The organism is Achromobacter sp. MFA1 R4 (assembly GCF_900156745.1).
In the GTDB taxonomy this organism is placed as follows: domain Bacteria; phylum Pseudomonadota; class Gammaproteobacteria; order Burkholderiales; family Burkholderiaceae_B; genus Achromobacter.
The window spans coordinates 1,369,034-1,388,764 of the sequence record NZ_LT707065.1 but is presented as its reverse complement, the minus strand read 5'-3'; the positions used below and the strand labels follow the sequence as shown (position 1 = coordinate 1,388,764).

The window sequence follows — 19,731 nt, the reverse complement described above, 5'->3', positions numbered from 1 at the left end:
GTTAAAAGACGCAGAAAAGAAGGCGGTAGACGTTCTGACCCAATGGGATGGAGACGCCAAGTACGTGAACCAAGCCAAGGCCAAGCTCAAAGCATCGAACAGGGACTTTGTGAAGTACCGCGAGTCCCAGTGCTCATTCGCTTCATCTTTAGGTGGCGGGGCAATTGGAAATGCTTTGGCTATGCGGCGTTTCGCTTGCATTGCAGAACTCAACAGCAGACGAGCGTTTCAGCTACGCGATTTGGTGTCGGATCGCCCACTGAAGTAGCTTCTATGGGCCGTTACCCCAAAGAGGCGTGGTGCTGAACTCTGATTGCAATTCGATGGTGAGGACAATGCGTAAAGCAACGATATTTGCTGGAGATTTTGACGAGTCTCCATCAGAAGATGCCGCTTGGGTTCGGCAGTGGCTAGAAAAATGGGGCGCAGATGTGGTCGTGGTCCATTATTCAACCGGCGGTTGGGAACACCTTTGGGATGTGTTGGGGCCGGAAGCAGCAATTGACGAAATACCCGCGCATCTTCTTTGCACGAGTGAATGGGCTTCAGAGGGATAGCGCTCCCTGGCCCCACCGCAGCCTGTGTCCAGGTCGGCCGCCGGCAATCCGGAATGAAAAAAGCCGTTGACGGCAAACGTCAACGGCTTTTCGAATTCTGGTGCCCGGGGCCGGAATCGAACCGGCACGCCTTGCGGCGGGGGATTTTGAGTCCCCTGCGTCTACCAATTTCACCACCCGGGCTAGGAGGTCGCGAACACGTCCAGATGACGGCTGCGGGAGATGCGAAGACCGCGATTATATGCGGTCTTTTCCATCTTGTCAGGCGACGGCGGGGCGAGCAGGCCGTATCCAGCGCGATCTCGGGACACGCCACGCAGCGCATCCCGGACGCTATGCGCCCAAAACCTACTTCTTCTCAGGCAAGAACCAGTTCATCACCAGCGCGCAAATCCCGCCGGTCGCCACGCCTGATTCCAGCACGCTCTTCACGGAATGCGGCAGATGCGACAGGATTTCCGGCACCTGCGACACGCCCAGGCCCAAGGCCAGGGACACCGCGATGATCAGCAGAGCCCGCCGATCCAACTGAATGCCCGCCAGGATATTGATCCCCGACGCAGCCACCGCGCCGAACATGACCATGGCGGCGCCGCCCAGTACGGGTTCGGGCACGGCCTGCAGGACGCCGGCCACGACCGGGAACAGGCCCAGCAGGATCAGCATGCCGGCGATCCACACGCCGACGTGGCGGCTGGCGATGCCGGTCAATTGGATGACGCCGTTGTTCTGTGCGAAGACGGAGCTGGGGAAGGTGTTGAACACGCCGGCCAGCAGCGAGTTCGCCCCATTGACCAGCACGCCGCCCTTGATGCGCTGCATCCACAGCGGGCCTTCGACGGGCTGCTTGGATACTTTGCTGGTGGCGGTGACGTCGCCGATGGCTTCCAGGGACGTGACCAGGTAGATGATCAGCATCGGCACGAACAGGGCCCAGGAGAAGCCCAGGCCGAAGTGCAGGGGCACGGGCACCTGGAACAGGGCGGCTTCGCGGGCGCCGGTGAAGTCCAGGCGGCCCATCCAGGCGGCGGCGATGTAGCCGACGGCCAGGGCCAGCACCAGGGCAGTGCTGCGGATCCAGACGACCGGCACGCGGTTGAGCAGGATGATAGTGCCCAGCACGAGGCCGGACAGGGTGAGGTTTTCGGCGCTGGCGAAGGTGCCGTTAGCCATGGCGCCGAAGCCGCCGCCCATGCTGACGAGGCCGACTTTGATCAGCGTCAGGCCAATGAGCAGCACGACGATGCCGGTAACGAGGGGGGTGATGAGGCGCTTGACGAAGGGCAGGATGCGGCTGATGCCCATTTCGACGAAGGAGCCGGCGATGACGACGCCGAAGATGGCGGCCATGACGGCTTCGACCGGGGTGCCTTGCTTGACCATGACCGAGCCGCCGGCAATCAGCGGGCCGACGAAGTTGAAGCTGGTGCCCTGCACGATGAGCAGCCCGGCGCCCAGGGGGCCGAAGCGCTTGCACTGCACGTAGGTGGCGATGCCGGAGATGACCAGCGACATCGAGACGATCAGGGTGGTGTCGCGGCTGCTGACGCCCAGGGCCTGGCAGATGAGCAGGCCGGGGGTGACGATGGGGACCAGGATGGCCAGCAGGTGCTGCAGGGCGGCGACGAAGGCGACGGGGGGCGCGGGGCGGTCGTCGGGGCCGTAGACCAGGTCGTGGCTGGGTTCGGCGTCGTGGGGCGCGCTGCTGGGGGCGGGATGGGCGAGGGAGGCGGGTTGCATGGCGGAGTGCCGGCCGGGGAGGGGTAGAAAAGTGCGGGATTTTACCGGGGACAGCCCGGCGTCAGGTTGCTCTCATGCGACCCGGCCTTGAAAAGTTCCGATAGGCCCCCACATCAGTAGGGTTTCCCGGCGACTGCGCGGCTGCACTGCCCCAGTCGTCGAATATTACGTCCCTAATTTATTTTCAAAGCCACGTAGAACTATGAGCCAAACCGCCACGACTTCCGCGTCCGAAACCCTGGGGTTCCAGGCCGAGGTGAAGCAACTGCTTCATCTGATGATCCATTCGCTGTACAGCAACAAGGAAATCTTCCTGCGCGAGCTGGTGTCGAACGCGTCGGACGCCTGCGACAAGCTGCGTTTCGAGGCCATCGACCAGCCGGAGCTGCTGGAAGGCAACGGTGAACTGGCCATCACGGTCAGCTACGACAAGGCGGCCCGCACGATCACGATCTCGGACAATGGGATTGGCCTGTCGCGCGAGGAAGCGGTCGCGAACCTGGGCACGATCGCCCGGTCGGGCACGCGCGAGTTCTTCTCGCAGCTCACGGGCGACAAGCAGAAGGATGCCCAGCTCATCGGCCAGTTCGGCGTGGGCTTTTATTCGTCGTTCATCGTGGCGGACAAGGTGACGGTGGTGAGCCGCCGTGCCGGGTCCTCGGAAGCGATCCAGTGGGAGTCGGACGGCCAGGGTGAATTCACGATTGCCGCCGCCGAAAAGGCCGGCCGCGGCACGGACGTGACGCTGCATCTGCGCGCCGACGAGGACGAGCTGCTCAATGGCTGGAAGCTGCGCGAGATCCTGCGCCGTTATTCGGACCACATCTCGCTGCCGATCCGCATGGCCAAGGAAGAGTGGGATCAAGAGAAGGGCGAGCAGGTCAAGACCGAGGAACTGGAAACGGTGAACCAGGCGAATGCGCTGTGGGCCCGCAACAAGTCTGAGGTGACCGAAGAGCAGTACCGCGAGTTCTACAAGACGGTGTCGCACGACTACGACGACCCGCTGGCCTGGACGCACAACCGCGTCGAAGGCCGCAGCGAGTACACGCAACTGCTGTACGTGCCCAAGCATGCGCCGATGGACATGTGGGACCGCGATGGCCGCCATGGCGTGAAGCTGTATGTGAAGCGCGTCTTCATCATGGACGATGCCGACCAGCTGCTGCCGTCGTACCTGCGCTTCGTGCGCGGCGTGATCGATTCGGCGGACCTGCCGCTGAACGTGTCGCGCGAGATCCTGCAGGAAAGCCGCGACGTGCGCGCCATCCGCGAGGGCTCGGCCAAGCGCATTCTGTCGCTCCTGGAAGACATGGCCGAGAACAAGCCGGAAGACTACGCGACGTTCTGGTCGGAGTTCGGCCAGGTGCTGAAGGAAGGCGCGGGCGAGGATACGGCCAACCTGGAGCGCATCGCCAAGCTGATGCGTTTTGCGTCGACGAACTCGGGTGACCAGGCGCAGACGGTGTCGTTCGCTGACTACGTGTCGCGCATGAAGGAAGGCCAGGACAAGATCTACTACGTGACGGCCGACACGTTTGCCGCCGCCAGCAACAGCCCGCATCTGGAGATCTTCCGCAAGAAGGGCATCGAGGTCCTGCTGCTGTCGGATCGCGTGGACGAGTGGATGCTGTCGTACCTGCGCGAATTCGACGGCAAGTCGCTGGTGTCGGTGGCCAAGGGCGGCCTGGATCTGGCGGAGCTGGCCGACGAGGAAGAAAAGAAGCACCAGGCCGAAGTGGCCGAGGACTTCAAGCCGCTGGTCGAGCGTCTGCAAAAGACGCTGGAAGACCAGGTCAAGGAAGTGCGCGTGACGCTGCGCCTGGTGGATTCGCCGGCGTGCGTGGTGGTGGGCCAGAATGAACTCAGCCCGCACCTGTTGCGCATGCTGAAGGCCGCGGGGCAGGAAGCGCCGAACGTGAAGCCGGTGCTGGAGATCAACCCCGAGCATCCGCTGCTGGCGCGCATCCGCGCGGCCGAGGATGGCGAGTTCGATCAGTGGGCGCGTTTGCTGCTGGATCAGGCGCTGCTGGCCGAAGGGGCGCAGATTGCGGACCCGGCGGCGTTCGTGAAGCGGTTGAATGCGTTGCTGCTGAAGTAAGCGGCGGGGTTTCGCGATGCGAGGGGCGTCCGGTGGGACGCCCCTTTTTTCTTTTTGCTGGACACACGGCGGGCAATGTCGAAGAGGTGTCGGGCCGGCGAGTGTCTGATTTTCAGTTGTGAATTACCGATCGGTAATTCTTTACCGCGCAAGCCGCCAAAACCGCCTTAGGATTACCGATCGGTAACTCTGGTGGTGATGCCATGTCGACGACGCGTGATCATGATGTGGTTCCGGCGGTTGCGCGCACGTCGATCGAATTGGGCGCGCTGGTCAAGTCCGTGCGTCGATCCCAGGGATTGCTGCAAGCGGATCTGGCGGGCTTGGGAAATTCGGGAAACCGGTTTGTGGTCGACCTGGAGCGCGGTAAACCCACCCTGCAGTTGCAGAAGGTGCTGGACATGTTGGACCTCCTTGGCCTTGAGGTCGAAGTGCGTAGGAAGCGCGCCCGACTTGACGGATGGCAAGCCGATTAATGACCTGAAGTCAAAAGTGTTTGCCCGCCAGACGGCTTTTTCTGCAAGGATCGGGCCGTCATACTGCAGCCCTGTCTATCCGATGCGCCGGCCGATTCAGGCCGGCCCCGCCCCAGGTACCGCCTGCCGGCGCCGTCGAACCCAAGGAACTTGCATGAATCCCCAAGAAACCCAGCCGGTGAAGGCCGGCCCGCCGTTGTTGGCGCTTGCCGTCGGTGCGTTTGGCATCGGCGTGACCGAGTTTTCTCCCATGGGCCTGCTGCCCGTTATCGCCGACGGCGTGAACGTGTCCATTCCCAGCGCGGGCATGCTGGTCAGCGCCTACGCCATCGGCGTGATGATCGGCGCGCCGCTGATGACGCTGGCGTTTTCGCGCTGGTCGCGGCGCAAGGCGCTGATTCTGCTGATGGCGATCTTCACCATTGGCAATATCCTGTCCGCGCTGTCGCCCAACTACACGACGCTGCTGCTGGCGCGCCTTGTGACCAGCTTGAACCACGGCGCGTTCTTCGGCCTGGGCTCGTTGGTGGCGGCCAGCGTGGTGCCGCGCCACAAGCAGGCCAGCGCGGTGGCGACGATGTTCATGGGGCTGACCATCGCCAACGTGGGCGGCGTGCCGGCCGCGACGTGGCTGGGGCAGGTGATCGGGTGGCGCATGTCGTTTGCCGCGACGGCCGTGCTGGGCCTGATTGCGATGCTGTCGCTGTGGCTGGCGCTGCCGGCCGGCGAGGCGGGCCGCCGTCCCAACGTGCGTCACGAACTGGCGGTGCTCAAGAGTCCCGCGGTGCTGCTGGCGCTGTTGACCACGGTGCTGGGCGCGGGCGCGATGTTCACGCTGTACACGTATATCGCGCCGACGCTGGCTGACATCACCGGCGCGTCGCCGGCCTTCGTGACGGGGATGCTGGTGCTGATCGGCCTGGGCTTCACGCTGGGCAACGGCGTGGGCGGACGCATGGCGGACCGCTCGCTGGATGGCACGCTGATTTTCTTCCTGGTGCTGGTCATCGTGGACCTGCTGGCGTTTCCGTGGCTGGCGTCCACGCCGGTTGGCGCGGCGGTATCGCTGCTGATCTTCGGCATCGCGACGTTCGCGGTGGTGCCGCCCCTGCAAATGGGCGTGATGCGCGCCGCGACCGATGCGCCGGGCCTGGCGTCGTCAATGAACGTGGGCGCGTTCAACCTGGGCAACGCCGTGGGCGCGGCGGCCGGGGGCGCGGTGATTTCGGCGGGCATGGGCTATGCGGCGGTGCCGATCGCCGGCGCGGTGATCGCGACGGCCGGGTTGGGGCTGGTGCTGGTGCAGCGTGCCACGAATCAGCGTCGGCGCAGGCTGGCGATGCAGGGCTGCTGAGGTTCGGGCTTCGGGCCGAATGGTCGAAACCCCTGGTGGACAGGCTGTCGGCCAGGGGTTTTTCGTTGGACGCTAACCGGTGTGCCGCGGGTCCAATGGCTGCACCGCCAATCGCAATCCCATCGCCTTCAGAATCGACGTCAGGCTGCTGAGGCCTGGATTCCCGCTTGGCGAGAGCGTGCGGTAAAGCTGAGTCGGATTCAACCGCGCCTGTGCGGCCACGGATTGAACGCCGCCAAACGCCAGGGTGAGCTGGCGCAGCGCAATCAGCAGCTCGGCCTGGTCGCCATCTTCCAGGACGCTGTTGATAAGGTCTGCGGCGAGTCCCGGGTCGTTGCGGTACAGCTCCGCCATGGCCTCGTCATGTGATCTGCTCTTCATGGTCTCTGTGCCCAATCTGTCTGGTAACGAACGGCGCTGGCGATGTCTGTCGCCTGCGTATTCTTGTCGCCGCCACATAGCAGCAGCACGACCCGGCGTTCAGCCAATGTGTAGTAGACGCGGTAGCCGGGGCCCACGTCGATGCGCAGTTCCCAAATGCCGTCGCGGCAAAATCGGTGGTCGCCAAAAATGCCCAGTTCGGCTCTGGCAATTCGCCGGATGACTGCAACCTTGGTCCGGTTATCTCGCAAGCCGTTCAGCCAGTCCAGGTAGGGATTCGTGCGGCCATCAGGCGCCAGGTAGTGTTTGATTTCGTACATTGGATATTCGTTTATTGACGAATTCTAGTCAAGCCTGGGTTTGAGCATTGGCGAGTGGGTTTTCAATACCGCGCCAGCCGCGCGCGTCGCGTCAAATGATCCGGGGAACGACTCACCGCGCAATGGGGGCAGTGACGGATTTATCACTCAGGCGCATGTGCCGCCCAACGTGGACGATGGTTCGGGTGCCCGCGGGGGAAGGCGCCGCGGGCGCCCCGGCTCCCACAAAAAAGGGCGTCCCGCAGGACGCCCCTATTGCCAAGTCAGGAGTCAAGCTCCCGGCGGCGACATCAAGCCTCGATCCGCTCCACCTTCCCCACCAGCAGGATGTACGACAGCGCGCCCAGCAACGCCAGCGACGACACGTACACGATCGCCGGCGCGAAGTTGTCCTTGGACACCAGGAAGCCGATCACGATGGGCGTGCAGATCGATGACAGGTTGCCGACGAAGTTGAACACGCCGCCGGTCAGGCCCAAGAGGCGCACCGGCGCCAGCGCCGACACGAGCGACCAGGTGATCGATGCGAGCCCGTTGCCGAAAAACGCCACCGCCAGGAAGAAGATGACCCAGGGCGTGGAATCGGTGAAGTTCGCGCCGATCATGGACGTGGAGATCAAGAGGCCCAGGATGATGGGCAGCTTGCGCGCCATGCCGACGGTGGCGCCGCGGCGGATGAGGAAGTCGGACAGCACGCCCGAGCACAGCACACCGACGAAGGCCGCCAGGAACGGCACGGAGGCCAGGAAGCCCGACTTGATGAAGTCCATGCCGCGGTACTTCACCAGGTAGGTCGGGAACCAGGTCAGGAAGAACCACAGCGTGGACGTCAGGCAGAACTGGCCCAGGTACACGCCCCACAGCTTGCGCTGGCTCATGACCAGGCCCAGGTCATTCCAGTTGAACGGGGCCTTCTTTTCCCGGACGCGCGTGTCCAGGTCGACGACGCCGCCGCCTTGCTGGATCAGGTCGATCTCCGCCGCGTTGGCGCCTTTGAACTGGCGCGGCTCGCGGTAGATCATGAACCACAGCACGCCCCAGACGATGCCCAGGAGGCCCGTGCTGACGAACACCATGTGCCAGCCGTAATGGTGCTGCAGCCACGCCAGCACCGGGGTCAGGAACGCCAGGCCGACGAACTGGCCTGACGTGTAGAAGCCGATGGCGGTGGCGCGTTCGCGCTCTGGGAACCAGGTGGTGACGACGCGGTTGTTGATGGGGTAGGCCGGGGCTTCCAGCGCGCCCACGGCCAGGCGCAGGACGAACAGGATGACGAAGCTGCCGGCGAATCCCATGAAGAAGGTGGCCGCCGACCAGAGGATCAGCGCGGCGGCGTACAGCACGCGGGGGGACACGCGGTCCACCAGCCAGCCGCCGGGGATCTGCATGGCGGCGTAGGTCCAGCCGAAGGCCGACAGGATCAGGCCTTCATGCACGGTGTCCAGGCCGAACTCATCCTTGAGGGCGGGCGCGGCGATGGACAGGTTGCTGCGGTCCAGGTAGTTGATGACGACGGTGATGAACAGCATCACCATGATGATGTAGCGGCTGCGCGTGGGCCGCTGGCCGCTTTGCAGGGCGGCGTGGGTGGCGGTGGACAATGGCGTCTCCTCTCTGTTTTATCGGCTTACCATTCGGCGAAGCTGCCGTCGGCGTGACGCCAGATGGGGTTGCGCCAGCGGTGGCCCACTGCGGCGCGTTCCTTGACGTATTCCTCGTTCACCTCGATGCCCAGGCCCGGCCCCTGCGGGATCGCGACCATGCCGTCCTGGTAGGCGAAGACCTCGCGGTTGCTGACGTAGTCGAGCAGGTCGTTGGCGGCGTTGTAGTGAATGCCCAGGCTCTGTTCCTGGATGAAGGCGTTGTAGCAGCCGGCGTCGATCTGCAGGCAGGTGGCCAGCGCGATGGGGCCGAGCGGGCAGTGCAGCGCGAGCGCCACGTCGTAGGCTTCGGCCATCGCGGCGATCTTGCGGGTTTCGGTGATGCCGCCGGCGTGCGACGGGTCGGGCTGGATGATGTCGACGTAGCCTTCGGACAGCACGCGCTTGAAGTCCCAGCGCGAGAAGAGGCGCTCGCCCAGCGCGATGGGCGTGGACGTGAGCGGGGCCAGTTCCTTCAGGGCTTCGTAATGTTCGCTCAGGACGGGTTCTTCGATGAACATGAGCTTGAAAGGATCCAGCTCCTTCATCAGCACCTTGGCCATGGGCTTGTGGACGCGGCCGTGGAAGTCCACGCCGATGCTCACGTTCGGGCCGACGGCGTCACGCACGGCGGCGACATTCTCCAGGCACTTTTCGACCTTGTCGAACGAGTCGATGTATTGCAGCTCTTCGGTGCCGTTCATCTTGACGGCGGTGAAGCCGCGCTCGACGGCGCTCTTGGCGGCCGCGGCGGTGTCGGCGGGACGGTCGCCGCCGATCCACGAGTACACGCGGATGCGATCGCGCACGTTGCCGCCCAGCAGTTGCGAGACGGGCACGCCCAGGTGCTTGCCCTTGATGTCCCACAGGGCCTGGTCGATACCGGCCAGCGCGCTCATGTGGATGGCGCCGCCGCGGTAGAAGCCGCCGCGGTACAGGACCGTCCAGTGGTCTTCGATGTTGCGCGGATCCTTGCCGATCAGGTAGTCGGACAGTTCCTCGACGGCCGCGGCCACCGAATGGGCGCGGCCTTCGACGACGGGCTCGCCCCAGCCGACGATGCCTTCGTCCGTTTCGATCTTCAAAAAGCACCACCGGGGCGGCACGATGTAGGTGGTGAGCTTGGTGATCTTCATGCTTGTGTCTCCTGGGCAGGATAGGCGCGTTGCCAGGCCGCGATGAATGCGCGCGCGTTCTGGCCGGTTGCTTCGGCCGACAGGCCGGGTTTGTACAAGGCGGAGCCCAGGCCGAAGCCGCTGGCGCCCGCCTGGGCGTAACTGGAAAGGTTGTCGGGCGTGATGCCGCCCACGGGCACCAGCGCAATCGGCGGGCGCATCACGGCGCGCCATGCCTTGAGCACGGCCGGGCCAAGCTGTTCGGCGGGAAACATCTTCAGCACGTCGGCGCCGGCGGCCAGCGCCGCGAAGGCTTCGGTGGGGGTCGCCACGCCGGGGCAGGAGGCCATGCCCAGTTTCTTGGCTTCGCGGATCACGGCCGGATCGCTGTGGGGCATGACGATGAGTTCGCCGCCGGCCTGCTGGATGCGGGCGCAGTCCTTGGGATCGAGGACGGTGCCGGCGCCGATGAGGCAGTCGGTGGGCAGCGCGGCGCGCATGGCGCGGATGCTGTCCAGCGGATCGGGCGAATTGAGCGGCACTTCGATCAGGCGAAAGCCCGCGTCGTACAGGGCCTGGCCGACGGGTTCGGCTTCGGCGGGCGTGATGCCGCGCAGGATGGCGATCAGGCCGCAGTGGGCGAGGGCGGTTTGCAGACCGGGATGGTTCATCGGGGCTCCTAGGCTGAGATCGGGGTGGACGCGCGGACCAGGCCGGCGCTGACGGCCAGGTGCCACAGGCCGCGCTCGGTGGCGTTCTGCGCCTGGGCGGGCGTGCCCAGGCCGTAATGCTGCATGGCCAGGATGTAGCGGCGGCACAGCGCGGGATCGCCGCAGAGCACGATGCGGGGCAGTTCGCCCTGCTGGCGCAGCATCTCGGCCAGGGCCGCGATTTCGTGGCCGATCAGCAGGCCCGACAGGTAGTCGGCCTGCGATTCGGGCGCGAGTTCGCCGGTCAGGCCCAGCGCGCGCGTGCTGAAGATGGTGGACATGACCCCGGCGCGGCCCGCGGGGGCGCCGGCGACTTTCAGGCCGCGTTCGAAGGCCGCCATGTCGGGACTGGCGGCGTCCGCCATGGTGCGGCCCAGGATGGTGTGGCCGCGCAGCGCCGCGTAGACCTCGCCGGTCATGAAGGTGTCGAAGTGGGTGACGCGGCCGCGCCGCGCGTTGACCCATTTGGAGTGGGTGCCGGGCAGGCCGATGAGCACGCTGTCCGCGTCGGCGCTGGCCTGTTCGGACATCACGCCGAAGACCTGGGTCTCTTCGCCGCGCATCACGTTGGGCAGGCCGTGGCGCTGGATGAGGCCGGGCACGATGTGCAGCGGCGTGCCGCCCGGGCGGTCCACCACGGTCAGGCGCGTGCCGATGCGATCCAGGTCGACGGGCACGTCCAGGTAGGCGGCTTCCTTCCAGCCCTGGGCGCTGCCAACCATGCCGCAGGCGATCACGGGCAAGGCGGGCTCGGCCCGCAGCCAGTCGCCGCAGGCCTGTTCAAAGGCCAGTTCAAAACCGGATAACGCGGTGGTGGCGGCGCCGTCCTGCAGCGGCTGGGGCAGGCGCATGATGCCCCAGGGCAGATGGCGCGTATCGAGCGTGCGGCCCGTGGCGTCCAGGCGGTAGGCGCGCAGCGAAGAGGTGCCCCAGTCCAGCGCGATGAGCGCCGCACGGGCGGGCGATCCGGTAATCATCAGAGTCTGTCTCGTCTCTGGCCGTGCATCTGGCTGCTGTCGCGGCGCCGGATTGGCGCGCGAGGCGGGGATGCGCGGACCTTGTTGTCTGAAATCTGCCGTGCGCGTGCGCGGGCGCGCGGCGAACGGTGGCAAAAATTCTAGATCAGTGCTTGAAAAATCTCAAAATATAGAATTAAATCCCACATACAGGGAATTTGTGAGGGTCTCCGTGCCGAGTTTCAGGCCGGGTATCCTTGCCATTCCTGTCCGCCCACTTCCACCCGCATCGCTTCATGACCGTGACTCCCCAGATTCCCGAGCAGCCGTCCCTGCTGGACCCCGATGCCGCCGCGCCCGCCGGCACCCAGACGCTGATGCGCGGCCTGGCCGTGGTGCAGGCCGTGGCCGACGGCGCGCGCGACCTGAAAGAGATCTGCGCGCGTATCGGCGTGGCGCGCAGCACCACGCACCGGCTGGCCAGTTGCCTGGTGCAAGAGCGCTATCTGCGCGCCTTGCCGGGCGTGGGCTACGTGCTGGGCCCCAAGCTGATCGAGCTGGGGTTCCAGGCGCGCGAAGCCTTCCCCATGGCGACGCTGGCCCGCCCGTATCTGGACCGTCTGGCGGAACTGACGGGCGACACGATTCACCTGGCTGTGCGCGACAGCAACGAAGTCCTCTATCTGGAAAAAATCCCGGGCAAGAAGGGGCTGGAAATGCGCTCGCGGGTCGGGCACCGCATGCCGCTTGCCGCCACCGGCGTGGGCAAGGCGCTGCTGCTGGACGCGGACGAGCCGCAATGGAAGGCGCTGCATCGCGTCGGCGCGCCGGTGTCGTCGCGCGCGCCCGGCGGACAGCAGGGATGGGAGGCGTTCCGTGACCGCATGCGCGACTACGCGTCGCAAGGCTATGCGTTCGACCTGGAAGACAATGAGCCGTCGATCCGCTGCGTGGCCGCGCCGGTGCGCGATGCGACCAGCGGCATCGTGGCCGCGATCAGCGTGTCGAGCACCGTGCCCTACCTGTCTCTGGAGCGCATGCGAGAGATGGTGCCCGTGGTGCAGGGCGCGGCGGCGGCGATCTCCGCCGAGCTCGGCTGGAAGGTGGAGCGCGGCTGAGACCTGTCGCTAACGCTTGCCGTCGCGGCGTCCGGCATCGGACAGCACCTCCAGCAGGACATCCATATCGACCGGCTTTACCAGATGCGCATCGAAGCCGGCTTCCAATGAGGCCCGGCGGTCCTCTTCCTGCCCCCAGCCGCTGAGCGCGAGGATCGTCGCGTCCTTGCCCCAGTCGAGCGTCCGGATGCGGCGGCAGGCCTCATGGCCGCCCATGCCGGGCATGCCGATGTCCATCAGGATCACCTGCGGGCGTATCCGCTCGCCCACGGCGATGGCCTCTTCGCCGTCGTATGCGGCGTTCACCTCGTGGCCTTCCAGGGCGAGCACGGCGGCCAGGGACTCCACGGCATCCCGGTTGTCGTCGACCACGAGCACCCTGCGCGCGACCGTCGAGAAGTCCGCGGCCTGCGCCTGCGGCGCCGGGTGCTGAATGTCGGTGACGGGCAGCCGGACCACGAACTCGCTGCCCTGGCCCAGGCCGTCGCTGTGCGCGTGGACCGTTCCGCCATGCATTTCCACCAGGCGCTTGACGAGCATCAGCCCGATGCCCAGGCCGCCCTGGGCGCGCTCCAGCGTCCGGTCGACCTGGGTGAACATGTCGAAAATCCGGTCGAGCTGGTCGGGCGGAATGCCCGCGCCGTTGTCCCTGATGGCGATCTGGACGGCATCGTCGCCCGGTTCCACGAAGAATTCGATGTCGCCGCCGGGCGGCGTGTACTTGGCCGCGTTGGACAGCAGATTGCCGAAGACCTGCGACAGGCGCTCGGCATCGCCGCGCAAGGTGATCTGGGCGTCGGGCTGCACCAGACGGAGCCGATGGCCGTGTTGCTCCAGGGCGGGCCGGCACGTCTCGATGGCATGCTGCAGGACGGTGTCGAGCGTCAGGACGTCGAGCCGAAGCTCGAGCTTGCCGCGATTGATGCGGTTCACATCGAGCAGGTCGTCGACCAGCCGCACGAGCTGCCGGAGCTGGCGGTCCATCACCTCGCGGGCGCGCACGGTCATGGCGGGGTCGCGCTCGGCGCGCTTCAGGACTTCCAGCATGTTGCGCAACGCGGCCAGGGGGTTGCGAAGTTCGTGAGCCAGCACCGCCAGGAACTCGTCCTTGCGCCGCCGCTCGCGCGCCAGTTCGGATTCCGCCAGGTGGCGCTCCAGCAGTTCCGCGGCCTGACGCGCGAGCAGATCGATGTAGCGCAGGGCCTCGGGCGAGGGGCCGCCGGGCCAGCGATAGTGGTTGTTGAGCATGCCCAGGAGCTGGCCGCTGCGGCTCAGGAGCGGCGTGCATTGGATCGACCGGATGTCGTCTTCAAGGACGATCTCAAGTCCCTGGGTGCCCTGCAGATCCGTCAACTGTTCCACGTCGGGCACGACCAGCCGTTGCAGGTCCTGGGCGGCTTGCGCGCAGCTTGCGACCCAACCGTCCTCCGCGAAGTGCTCGACCAGGCGCGCGCTCAGGCCCTGATGCACGGCGATGCGCAGCGTGCGCTTCGCGGGATCGTAGATCTGGATGTTGCCTTTCTCGGTCCCGGAAATGTCGGCGGCGGCGGCCAGTATCTTCTTGAGCAGGGGCTCGAATTCGCCCGGGCCGACGAGTTCGGCGCTCAGCGCTTGCAGTCTGGCGAGCGCGTGCACTTCGTTCTTCAGGTCCGCGGCGGCGCGATCGCGCTCGACGACGATGCTGGTGGCCAGCGCGCCGAATTCCGCGACGCGTTGTTCCCACGGCGTGGGCGTGCGCGCCTGCGTCAGGCAGACGAAGAACCACCCCACCGGCGTGCCATCAGGCGTCAGCGCGGGGCGCGCATGGCAGGCGCGCAGGCCGTGGTCGCGGCAGATGGCGCGCCAGGGCGCGGCCCATATCGGCGATTGTTCGATGTCGGCGCAACCCACGGGGTTGTCGTGCGCCACGGGCTGGCCGCCGGCGGCAAACAAGGCTTGCTCTATCGGCAGCCCGCGCAGAGGGCATGCGAACGAGGCGGGAAGATGGGTCGAGTAGGCGTCGCCCACTTTGCTGCGGTCGGCGCCCGCCAGGAGCACGCATGCCCGCGTGCCGGGCGCGAGGCGGCCGACGGCATCGGAGAGCGCTTCCAGGCACGACCCGCTAGGCGCACCCGATGCGATGAGAAGCAGGATTTTTCGCTGCTCTTCGTCCAAGGCGGTTTGGATTGCGGATTCTGGCGGCTCGTGAGTCAAGCGGGTTTCCTCCAGGTGCGTCGCCAAGGCGGCGATCGTCCCCCGAGCCATGGCCCGGGAAATGAAAAGGCGCCCAAGGCATGAACCAGGGCGCCCCAGAGGTTGTCAATAATTGCACGAATCGAGCACGATGAATGTTGCAATTTGTCCCGACCGTGTACGGAAGGAACGGGCCGCACGGCGGCCCCGGCCGCGTGCCTAGCCCAGCGGCAGCGTCAGTACGCCCTGCGTGGCGGGGCGCATCATGACGCGGCGATACCAGGCCGACAGCGCGGGCGTGTCGGGCCGCTGGATCGGCATGCCCAGCCAGCGGTGCGCAGCCGCGACGAGCGCGATGTCGCCCATGGTGAGATGGCGGCCCGCGATGAACTCACGACCCTGCAGCGCCTGATCCAGGATCAGGGCGCGCGCATTCGCGCTTTTGACGGAGCTCTCGATCGCGGCCGCGTCGCGCTTGTCTTCGGGCGTACGGATCAGGCCCTTGAAGGCGGGCACCATGGCCGGCTGCCATTCGGTGGCCTGCCAGTCCATCCAGCGGTCGGCGTCGGCGCGCAGGCAGACGTCTTCGGGCCACAGCGACCCTTCGCCGTAGCGCGCGGCCAGGTAGCGCACGATGGCATTGGACTCCCACAGCACAAAGCCGCCGTCGTCGATGACGGGCACCAGCCGGTTGGGGTTGAGCTTGGCCGCGTAGTCGGCCGTGTCGACCACGCCGAACGGGCCGCCCGCCTGGACGAACTCGTGCGGCAGGGCCAACTCGCGCACGGTCAGCATCACTTTCTGGACGTTGACGGAAGTCAGGCGTCCCCAGATCTTCAACATAGCCAATCCTTGTAAGGGTCAGGCGGGCGGCAGGTGCCGTCGCGCAAAGCCGCTGTCGCGCGAAAAGCGCGTCCAGTCGAAAGCCGGCCCGGGGTCGGTCTTGCGGCCCGGGGCGATGTGTTCGTGTCCCCGGACGGCGGCCAGGGGATAACGCGTGCGCAGCGTCCTGGTCAGCCTGCGCAGCGCCGCGTACTGGTCGTCAGTGTAGGCCAGCGTGTCCGTGCCTTCCAGTTCAATGCCGATGGAAAAGTCGTTGCAGCGCTCGCGCCCCGCAAAACGCGACACGCCGGCATGCCAGGCGCGGCGGTCGGTGGAGACGAACTGAATGATGCGGCCGTTGCGGCGGATGAAAAAGTGCGCCGATACGCGCAGCCCGCGCAGGCGTTCCAGCCAGGGGTGCGAACGGTAATCCAGCGTGTTCAGGAACAGGCCCGCGACTTCAGGGCCGCCGAACTTGCCGGGCGGCAGGCTGATGTTGTGCAGGACCAGAAGCGAAACCTGCGCGTCCGCGGGCCGCGCGTCGCAATTCGGAGAGGGCAGAAGGGAAACGCCCGCAGCCGGCGCCAGCCAGCCATGTCGATCCAGGAGCAAAGGCATAGGGAGGGAGCATGTGAGGATTCCGACATGCATTATGCCGTGCGTGCGCGGGATGCTCCATCCGGCGGGCCTGCGGGGCATCGCCCGCGCCGGCCAGGGTCAGCGTTTGGCCGGACCCAGGCGGGCGTGGTCGGCGCTGCACCAGGTCTGGCCGTTCTGCAGCAGGGCTTCGGAACGGGGCAGGTGGATGCCGCAATGGGCGCAGCGCACCATGGATTCCAGTGGTTTGGGCTGCGGCGGCTCCTTGCGCGACGTTTTCTTCTGGCCGGGCTTGGCGTCGGCCTGGCGCTGCGCGGCCATGCGACCGGCGATGCGGGCAACGAAAAGGACCAGGACGATCAGTACGATCCAGAACAGCAACTTGCCCACGTCAGCCTCGATGCAGAATCATTTCCAGCACGAACCGGCTGCCGGTATAGGCCAGAATCAGGAAACCAAAACCCGTGAGGGTCCAGCGCAGCGCGACGCGGCCGCGCCAGCCCCAGATGTGCCGGCCCGCCAGCAGCACGCCGAAGGTCAGCCAGGACAGCAGGGTGAAGACGGTCTTGTGGTCGAACGGCAGGATCTTGCCGGTCAGTTTCAGGGAAGCCACCGAGCCCGAGCCCACGGCCAGCGTCAGCACGATAAAGCCGATCCAGATGACGCGAAAAAGCAGTTGTTCCTGCACCAGCAGCGGCGGCTGCGAATCCAGCACGCGCCCGACGATGCTGCGTTCGGCGGGGGCGTCCAGCGGGCGGTGCAGGTGGCGGTCCAGCAGGGCCATCATCATGGCGTGCAGGGCGGCGATGGTGATGAGGCCATAGGCGGCCAGGGCGATCAGCAGGTGCGCGCGCAGCCAGGGATCGTCGGCGTGGGGCACGAACTGCCCTTGCGGGAACAGGGCGGCCAGGCCGCTGGCCAGGGCGGCGGCGGGCAGCAGCAGCAATTGCAGGCCGTCGATGCGCACCAGCAGGCTTTCCAGCCAGAACACGACCATGCCCAGCCAGATGGCGGCGGACAGGGCAAGCGCCCACCCGATGAAAAGATGGCGGGATTCCAGCATCGATTGTTGCAGCCCGATTCCATGGAGGACCAGGGCTCCCAGCAGGCACAGACGGGCGATTCTGCCGGTCTGTTCGACGTCCTTGGCGCCAGCCAGGCGGATCCAGAGCGACCCCCCGAGCACTGCGTACGCCAAGGCAGCCGCTGTGTGAAATACAATGCCTAGTGACATAGAAACCGTTGTCTGGATGGGGCCTTGGGGTGCGCGTCACCCGAAAGCGCAGAATCCGCGCCTGCGGCCACCGTTCAATCAACTAGTTTAAGCGGAAACGCCTCTCATGCTCGATAACCTAACTCAACGCCTGTCGCGCGTCGTCAAGACGCTGCGAGGGGAAGCCCGCCTGACCGAGGCCAATACCCAGGAGATGCTGCGCGAAGTGCGCATGGCGCTGCTGGAAGCCGACGTGGCGCTGCCCGTCGTGCGCGAGTTCGTCGCGCGGGTGAAGGACAAGGCGCTGGGCGAAGAAGTCGCCGGCAGCCTCAGTCCCGGCCAGGCGCTGGTCGGCGTCGTCCACAAGGAGCTGACCGCGCTCATGGGCGGCGACCTGGGCGCCGATTCCAACGAACTGTCGCTGGCCGTGCAGCCGCCGGCCGTCATCCTCATGGCGGGCCTGCAGGGCGCCGGCAAGACCACCACCACCGGCAAGCTGGCGCGCTGGCTGTCCGAAGGCCAGCATACGCAGCACGGCCGCAAGACCGGCAAGAAGAAAGTCCTGGTCGTGTCCGCCGACGTGTACCGTCCGGCCGCCATCGACCAGTTGAAGAGCGTGGCGGCGCAGGTCGGCGTGGACTTCCTGCCGTCCGACCCCAGCCAGAAGCCCGAAGACATCGCGCGCGGCGCGGTGGACCATGCCCGCCGCCATCATTACGACGTGCTGATCCTGGACACGGCGGGCCGCCTGGGCATCGACGAAGCCATGATGCGCGAAATCCGCGCGCTGCATGACCTGGTCAAGCCGGTGGAAACGCTGTTCGTGGTGGACGCGATGCAGGGCCAGGACGCGGTCAACACCGCGCGCGCCTTTGCCGACGCGCTGCCCCTGACCGGCGTCGTGCTGACCAAGCTGGACGGCGACGCCCGCGGCGGCGCTGCCCTGTCGGTGCGCCACGTCACGGGCAAGCCGCTCAAGTTCGTCGGCGTGTCGGAAAAGCTGGACGGGCTGGAGCCTTTCTATCCCGACCGCATGGCGCAGCGCGTGCTGGGCATGGGCGACATCGTCTCGCTCGTGGAGCAGGCGCAAAAGAATATCGACATCGCCGAAGCGCAGAAGCTCGCGTCCAAGATCAAGTCGGGCAACAAGTTCGACCTGAACGACTTCCGCGACCAGCTTGGCCAGGTGAAGAAGCTGGGCGACATGGGTTCGCTGCTTGAAAAGCTGCCGGCGCAGTTCCAGCAGGCTGCCGGGCAGTTGCAGGGCGGCCAGGCGGAAAAGCAGCTGCGCCGCACCGAAGGCATCCTGAATTCCATGACCGCGGCCGAACGCGCCAAGCCCGAACTGATCAAGGCCTCCCGCAAGCGCCGCATCGCGGCCGGGTCCGGGGTTCCGGTGCAGGAGGTCAATCGTCTGCTGGCCCAGTTCGAACAGATGCAGGGCATGATGAAGCAGATGAAAAAGGGCGGCATGGCCAAGATGATGCGCGCCATGGGCGGCATGAAGGGGCTGGGCCGCTTCGGGATGAAGTAGTCAGGGCCCCCACGCCGCGCTCGCTTCGCTCGCTTGCTGCCCCCCGAGGGGGCTGCCCCGCCTTCGGGCGGCCGGGCGGCGGGGCGCGGCCCCCACGCCGCACTCGCTTCGCTCGCTTGCTGCCCCCCGAGGGGGCTGTGCCCCGCCTTCGGGCGGCCGGGCGGCGGGGCGCGGCCCCCACGCCGCACTTGCTTCGCTCGCTTGCTGTCCCCCGAGGGGGCTGCCCCGCCGGTGTCTGACACCTTCCCCCACTGCAAAAAAATGGCCAGACATTGCGTCTGGCCAAGCAATCGCGGCAGGCAGGGGGCGCCGCGCCGCGACACAAGCCGGAGAACGCATGGGTGTCCCCCGGATTGTCGGAATACGGGCCGCTTACGACAGCGGCGGAATGCGCAGCACCTGGCCCGGGTAGATCTTGTCGGGGCTGGTGAGCATGGGCTTGTTGGCCTCGAAGATCAGCGAGTTCTTGGCGCCCTGGCCCTTGCCGTATTGCGCCTCGGCGATCTTCCACAGGTTGTCGCCCTTTTGCACCGTGTACATCTTGGCTTCGGGCGTGGCCTGCTTGACCTTCAACTGGTTGTCCACCGCCGCGACGCCCACGGTGTTGCCCAACGCCAGCGAAATCTTCTCGGCGTCTTCGGTGCTGAGGGCTTCGCCCGCGACCGTGACCTTGTCGCCGTCCACCGAGATTTGCAGGCCATCCGCGTTCAGGCCGTGCTTATCAAGCTCTTTCTTCAACTCTTCTGCCGTCGCGGCCTTCGCCTCGCTGGCGCCGAAGAGTTTTTCTCCAACGTCCTTGATGAAATTGAGCAGACCCATAGTGTTTCCTTTATCGATGTTGCGGTGAGAAAACCTGCGCGCCGTAACGGCGCTGGCGTCGTTCAAGGCGGCGCGGCAGAAACGATTATGACTCGCTCATTTGCCC

The 19,731-nt window shown here is 66.1% G+C and carries 20 protein-coding genes and 1 tRNA gene; 7 read left to right on the top strand and 14 right to left on the bottom strand.

The window, feature by feature from the left end:
• The first annotated feature begins 64 nt into the window (after positions 1–64).
• Both BXA00_RS29195 and BXA00_RS06255 read left to right on the top strand, forming a co-directional pair.
• Positions 65–268 (top strand): lysozyme inhibitor LprI family protein, encoded by a 204-nt coding sequence (locus tag BXA00_RS29195; RefSeq protein WP_255376774.1) that lies wholly within the window; start codon positions 65–67, stop codon positions 266–268.
• Positions 269–335: 67 nt separating this feature from the next.
• Entirely contained in the window at positions 336–557 is a 222-nt protein-coding gene (locus BXA00_RS06255) for a hypothetical protein (protein WP_076521821.1), read from the top strand.
• Positions 558–655: 98 nt separating this feature from the next.
• Here the strand turns inward: BXA00_RS06255 and BXA00_RS06250 are convergent.
• Positions 656–740: transfer RNA gene (locus BXA00_RS06250), tRNA-Leu, on the bottom strand.
• A 165-nt stretch (positions 741–905) separates the two neighbouring features.
• On the bottom strand, positions 906–2,297 hold the full coding sequence (locus BXA00_RS06245; RefSeq protein WP_076517162.1) for a uracil-xanthine permease family protein: 1,392 nt from the start codon (positions 2,295–2,297) through the stop codon (positions 906–908).
• A 202-nt stretch (positions 2,298–2,499) separates the two neighbouring features.
• On the opposite strand from BXA00_RS06245, the gene htpG reads away from it, so the two are divergent.
• The 3 genes from htpG to BXA00_RS06230 all read left to right on the top strand — a co-directional run bounded on the left by htpG (position 2,500) and on the right by BXA00_RS06230 (position 6,228).
• Positions 2,500–4,398: a molecular chaperone HtpG gene (gene htpG, locus BXA00_RS06240; RefSeq protein WP_076517160.1), complete on the top strand. Its 1,899-nt coding sequence runs from the start codon at positions 2,500–2,502 to the stop codon at positions 4,396–4,398.
• A 203-nt stretch (positions 4,399–4,601) separates the two neighbouring features.
• Positions 4,602–4,874: a helix-turn-helix transcriptional regulator gene (locus BXA00_RS06235; RefSeq protein WP_076517158.1), complete on the top strand. Its 273-nt coding sequence runs from the start codon at positions 4,602–4,604 to the stop codon at positions 4,872–4,874.
• Positions 4,875–5,028: 154 nt separating this feature from the next.
• Positions 5,029–6,228 carry an MFS transporter gene (locus BXA00_RS06230; protein ID WP_076517156.1) on the top strand — a complete coding sequence of 400 codons (1,200 nt, stop codon included), beginning with the start codon at positions 5,029–5,031 and terminating at the stop codon, positions 6,226–6,228.
• Between the two features lie 72 nt (positions 6,229–6,300).
• On the opposite strand, the gene BXA00_RS06225 is transcribed toward BXA00_RS06230, so the two are convergent.
• From BXA00_RS06225 to BXA00_RS06200, 6 genes are all read right to left on the bottom strand, one after another.
• Positions 6,301–6,609 (bottom strand): DNA-binding protein, encoded by a 309-nt coding sequence (locus BXA00_RS06225; RefSeq protein WP_076517155.1) that lies wholly within the window; start codon positions 6,607–6,609, stop codon positions 6,301–6,303.
• The gene (locus BXA00_RS06220) at positions 6,606–6,929 is read right to left on the bottom strand and encodes a type II toxin-antitoxin system RelE/ParE family toxin (protein WP_076517153.1); all 324 of its coding nucleotides are present in this window, start codon (positions 6,927–6,929) and stop codon (positions 6,606–6,608) included. Before BXA00_RS06220 ends, BXA00_RS06225 begins: the two co-directional genes overlap by 4 nt.
• Positions 6,930–7,219: 290 nt before the next feature.
• The gene (locus BXA00_RS06215) at positions 7,220–8,530 is read right to left on the bottom strand and encodes an MFS transporter (protein WP_076517151.1); all 1,311 of its coding nucleotides are present in this window, start codon (positions 8,528–8,530) and stop codon (positions 7,220–7,222) included.
• Between the two features lie 26 nt (positions 8,531–8,556).
• Positions 8,557–9,705, bottom strand: coding sequence for a galactonate dehydratase (dgoD, locus tag BXA00_RS06210; protein ID WP_076517149.1), 1,149 nt, complete (start codon positions 9,703–9,705; stop codon positions 8,557–8,559).
• Positions 9,702–10,355 carry a 2-dehydro-3-deoxy-6-phosphogalactonate aldolase gene (locus tag BXA00_RS06205; protein ID WP_076517147.1) on the bottom strand — a complete coding sequence of 218 codons (654 nt, stop codon included), beginning with the start codon at positions 10,353–10,355 and terminating at the stop codon, positions 9,702–9,704. The genes dgoD and BXA00_RS06205 overlap by 4 nt, the downstream gene beginning before the upstream one ends.
• An 8-nt stretch (positions 10,356–10,363) precedes the next feature.
• The gene (locus BXA00_RS06200) at positions 10,364–11,371 is read right to left on the bottom strand and encodes a 2-dehydro-3-deoxygalactonokinase (RefSeq protein ID WP_076517145.1); all 1,008 of its coding nucleotides are present in this window, start codon (positions 11,369–11,371) and stop codon (positions 10,364–10,366) included.
• 275 nt (positions 11,372–11,646) lie between these two features.
• Between BXA00_RS06200 and BXA00_RS06195 the strand changes: the two genes are divergently transcribed.
• A complete protein-coding gene (locus BXA00_RS06195; protein ID WP_076517143.1) occupies positions 11,647–12,468 on the top strand; it encodes an IclR family transcriptional regulator in 822 nt (273 codons plus the stop codon).
• A gap of 9 nt (positions 12,469–12,477) precedes the next feature.
• Here BXA00_RS06195 and BXA00_RS06190 read toward each other — a convergent pair whose 3' ends face one another.
• From BXA00_RS06190 to BXA00_RS06170, 5 genes are all read right to left on the bottom strand, one after another.
• Positions 12,478–14,622, bottom strand: a complete 2,145-nt coding sequence (locus BXA00_RS06190) for an ATP-binding protein (RefSeq protein ID WP_231952219.1) — start codon at positions 14,620–14,622, stop codon at positions 12,478–12,480.
• 237 nt (positions 14,623–14,859) lie between these two features.
• Positions 14,860–15,483 carry a glutathione S-transferase family protein gene (locus BXA00_RS06185; RefSeq protein WP_076517141.1) on the bottom strand — a complete coding sequence of 208 codons (624 nt, stop codon included), beginning with the start codon at positions 15,481–15,483 and terminating at the stop codon, positions 14,860–14,862.
• A gap of 18 nt (positions 15,484–15,501) precedes the next feature.
• On the bottom strand, positions 15,502–16,080 hold the full coding sequence (gene ampD, locus BXA00_RS06180) for a 1,6-anhydro-N-acetylmuramyl-L-alanine amidase AmpD (RefSeq protein ID WP_076517139.1): 579 nt from the start codon (positions 16,078–16,080) through the stop codon (positions 15,502–15,504).
• Between the two features lie 99 nt (positions 16,081–16,179).
• Positions 16,180–16,449: a PP0621 family protein gene (locus BXA00_RS28775; RefSeq protein ID WP_156902758.1), complete on the bottom strand. Its 270-nt coding sequence runs from the start codon at positions 16,447–16,449 to the stop codon at positions 16,180–16,182.
• Position 16,450: 1 nt separating this feature from the next.
• On the bottom strand, positions 16,451–17,293 hold the full coding sequence (locus tag BXA00_RS06170; protein ID WP_076517136.1) for an inner membrane protein YpjD: 843 nt from the start codon (positions 17,291–17,293) through the stop codon (positions 16,451–16,453).
• Positions 17,294–17,399: 106 nt separating this feature from the next.
• Here BXA00_RS06170 and ffh point away from each other — a divergent pair, with 106 nt between their 5' ends.
• On the top strand, positions 17,400–18,806 hold the full coding sequence (ffh, locus tag BXA00_RS06165; protein WP_076517134.1) for a signal recognition particle protein: 1,407 nt from the start codon (positions 17,400–17,402) through the stop codon (positions 18,804–18,806).
• A gap of 372 nt (positions 18,807–19,178) precedes the next feature.
• Here ffh and lysM read toward each other — a convergent pair whose 3' ends face one another.
• Positions 19,179–19,625: a peptidoglycan-binding protein LysM gene (lysM, locus tag BXA00_RS06160; protein ID WP_076517132.1), complete on the bottom strand. Its 447-nt coding sequence runs from the start codon at positions 19,623–19,625 to the stop codon at positions 19,179–19,181.
• Positions 19,626–19,731 lie beyond the last annotated feature (106 nt).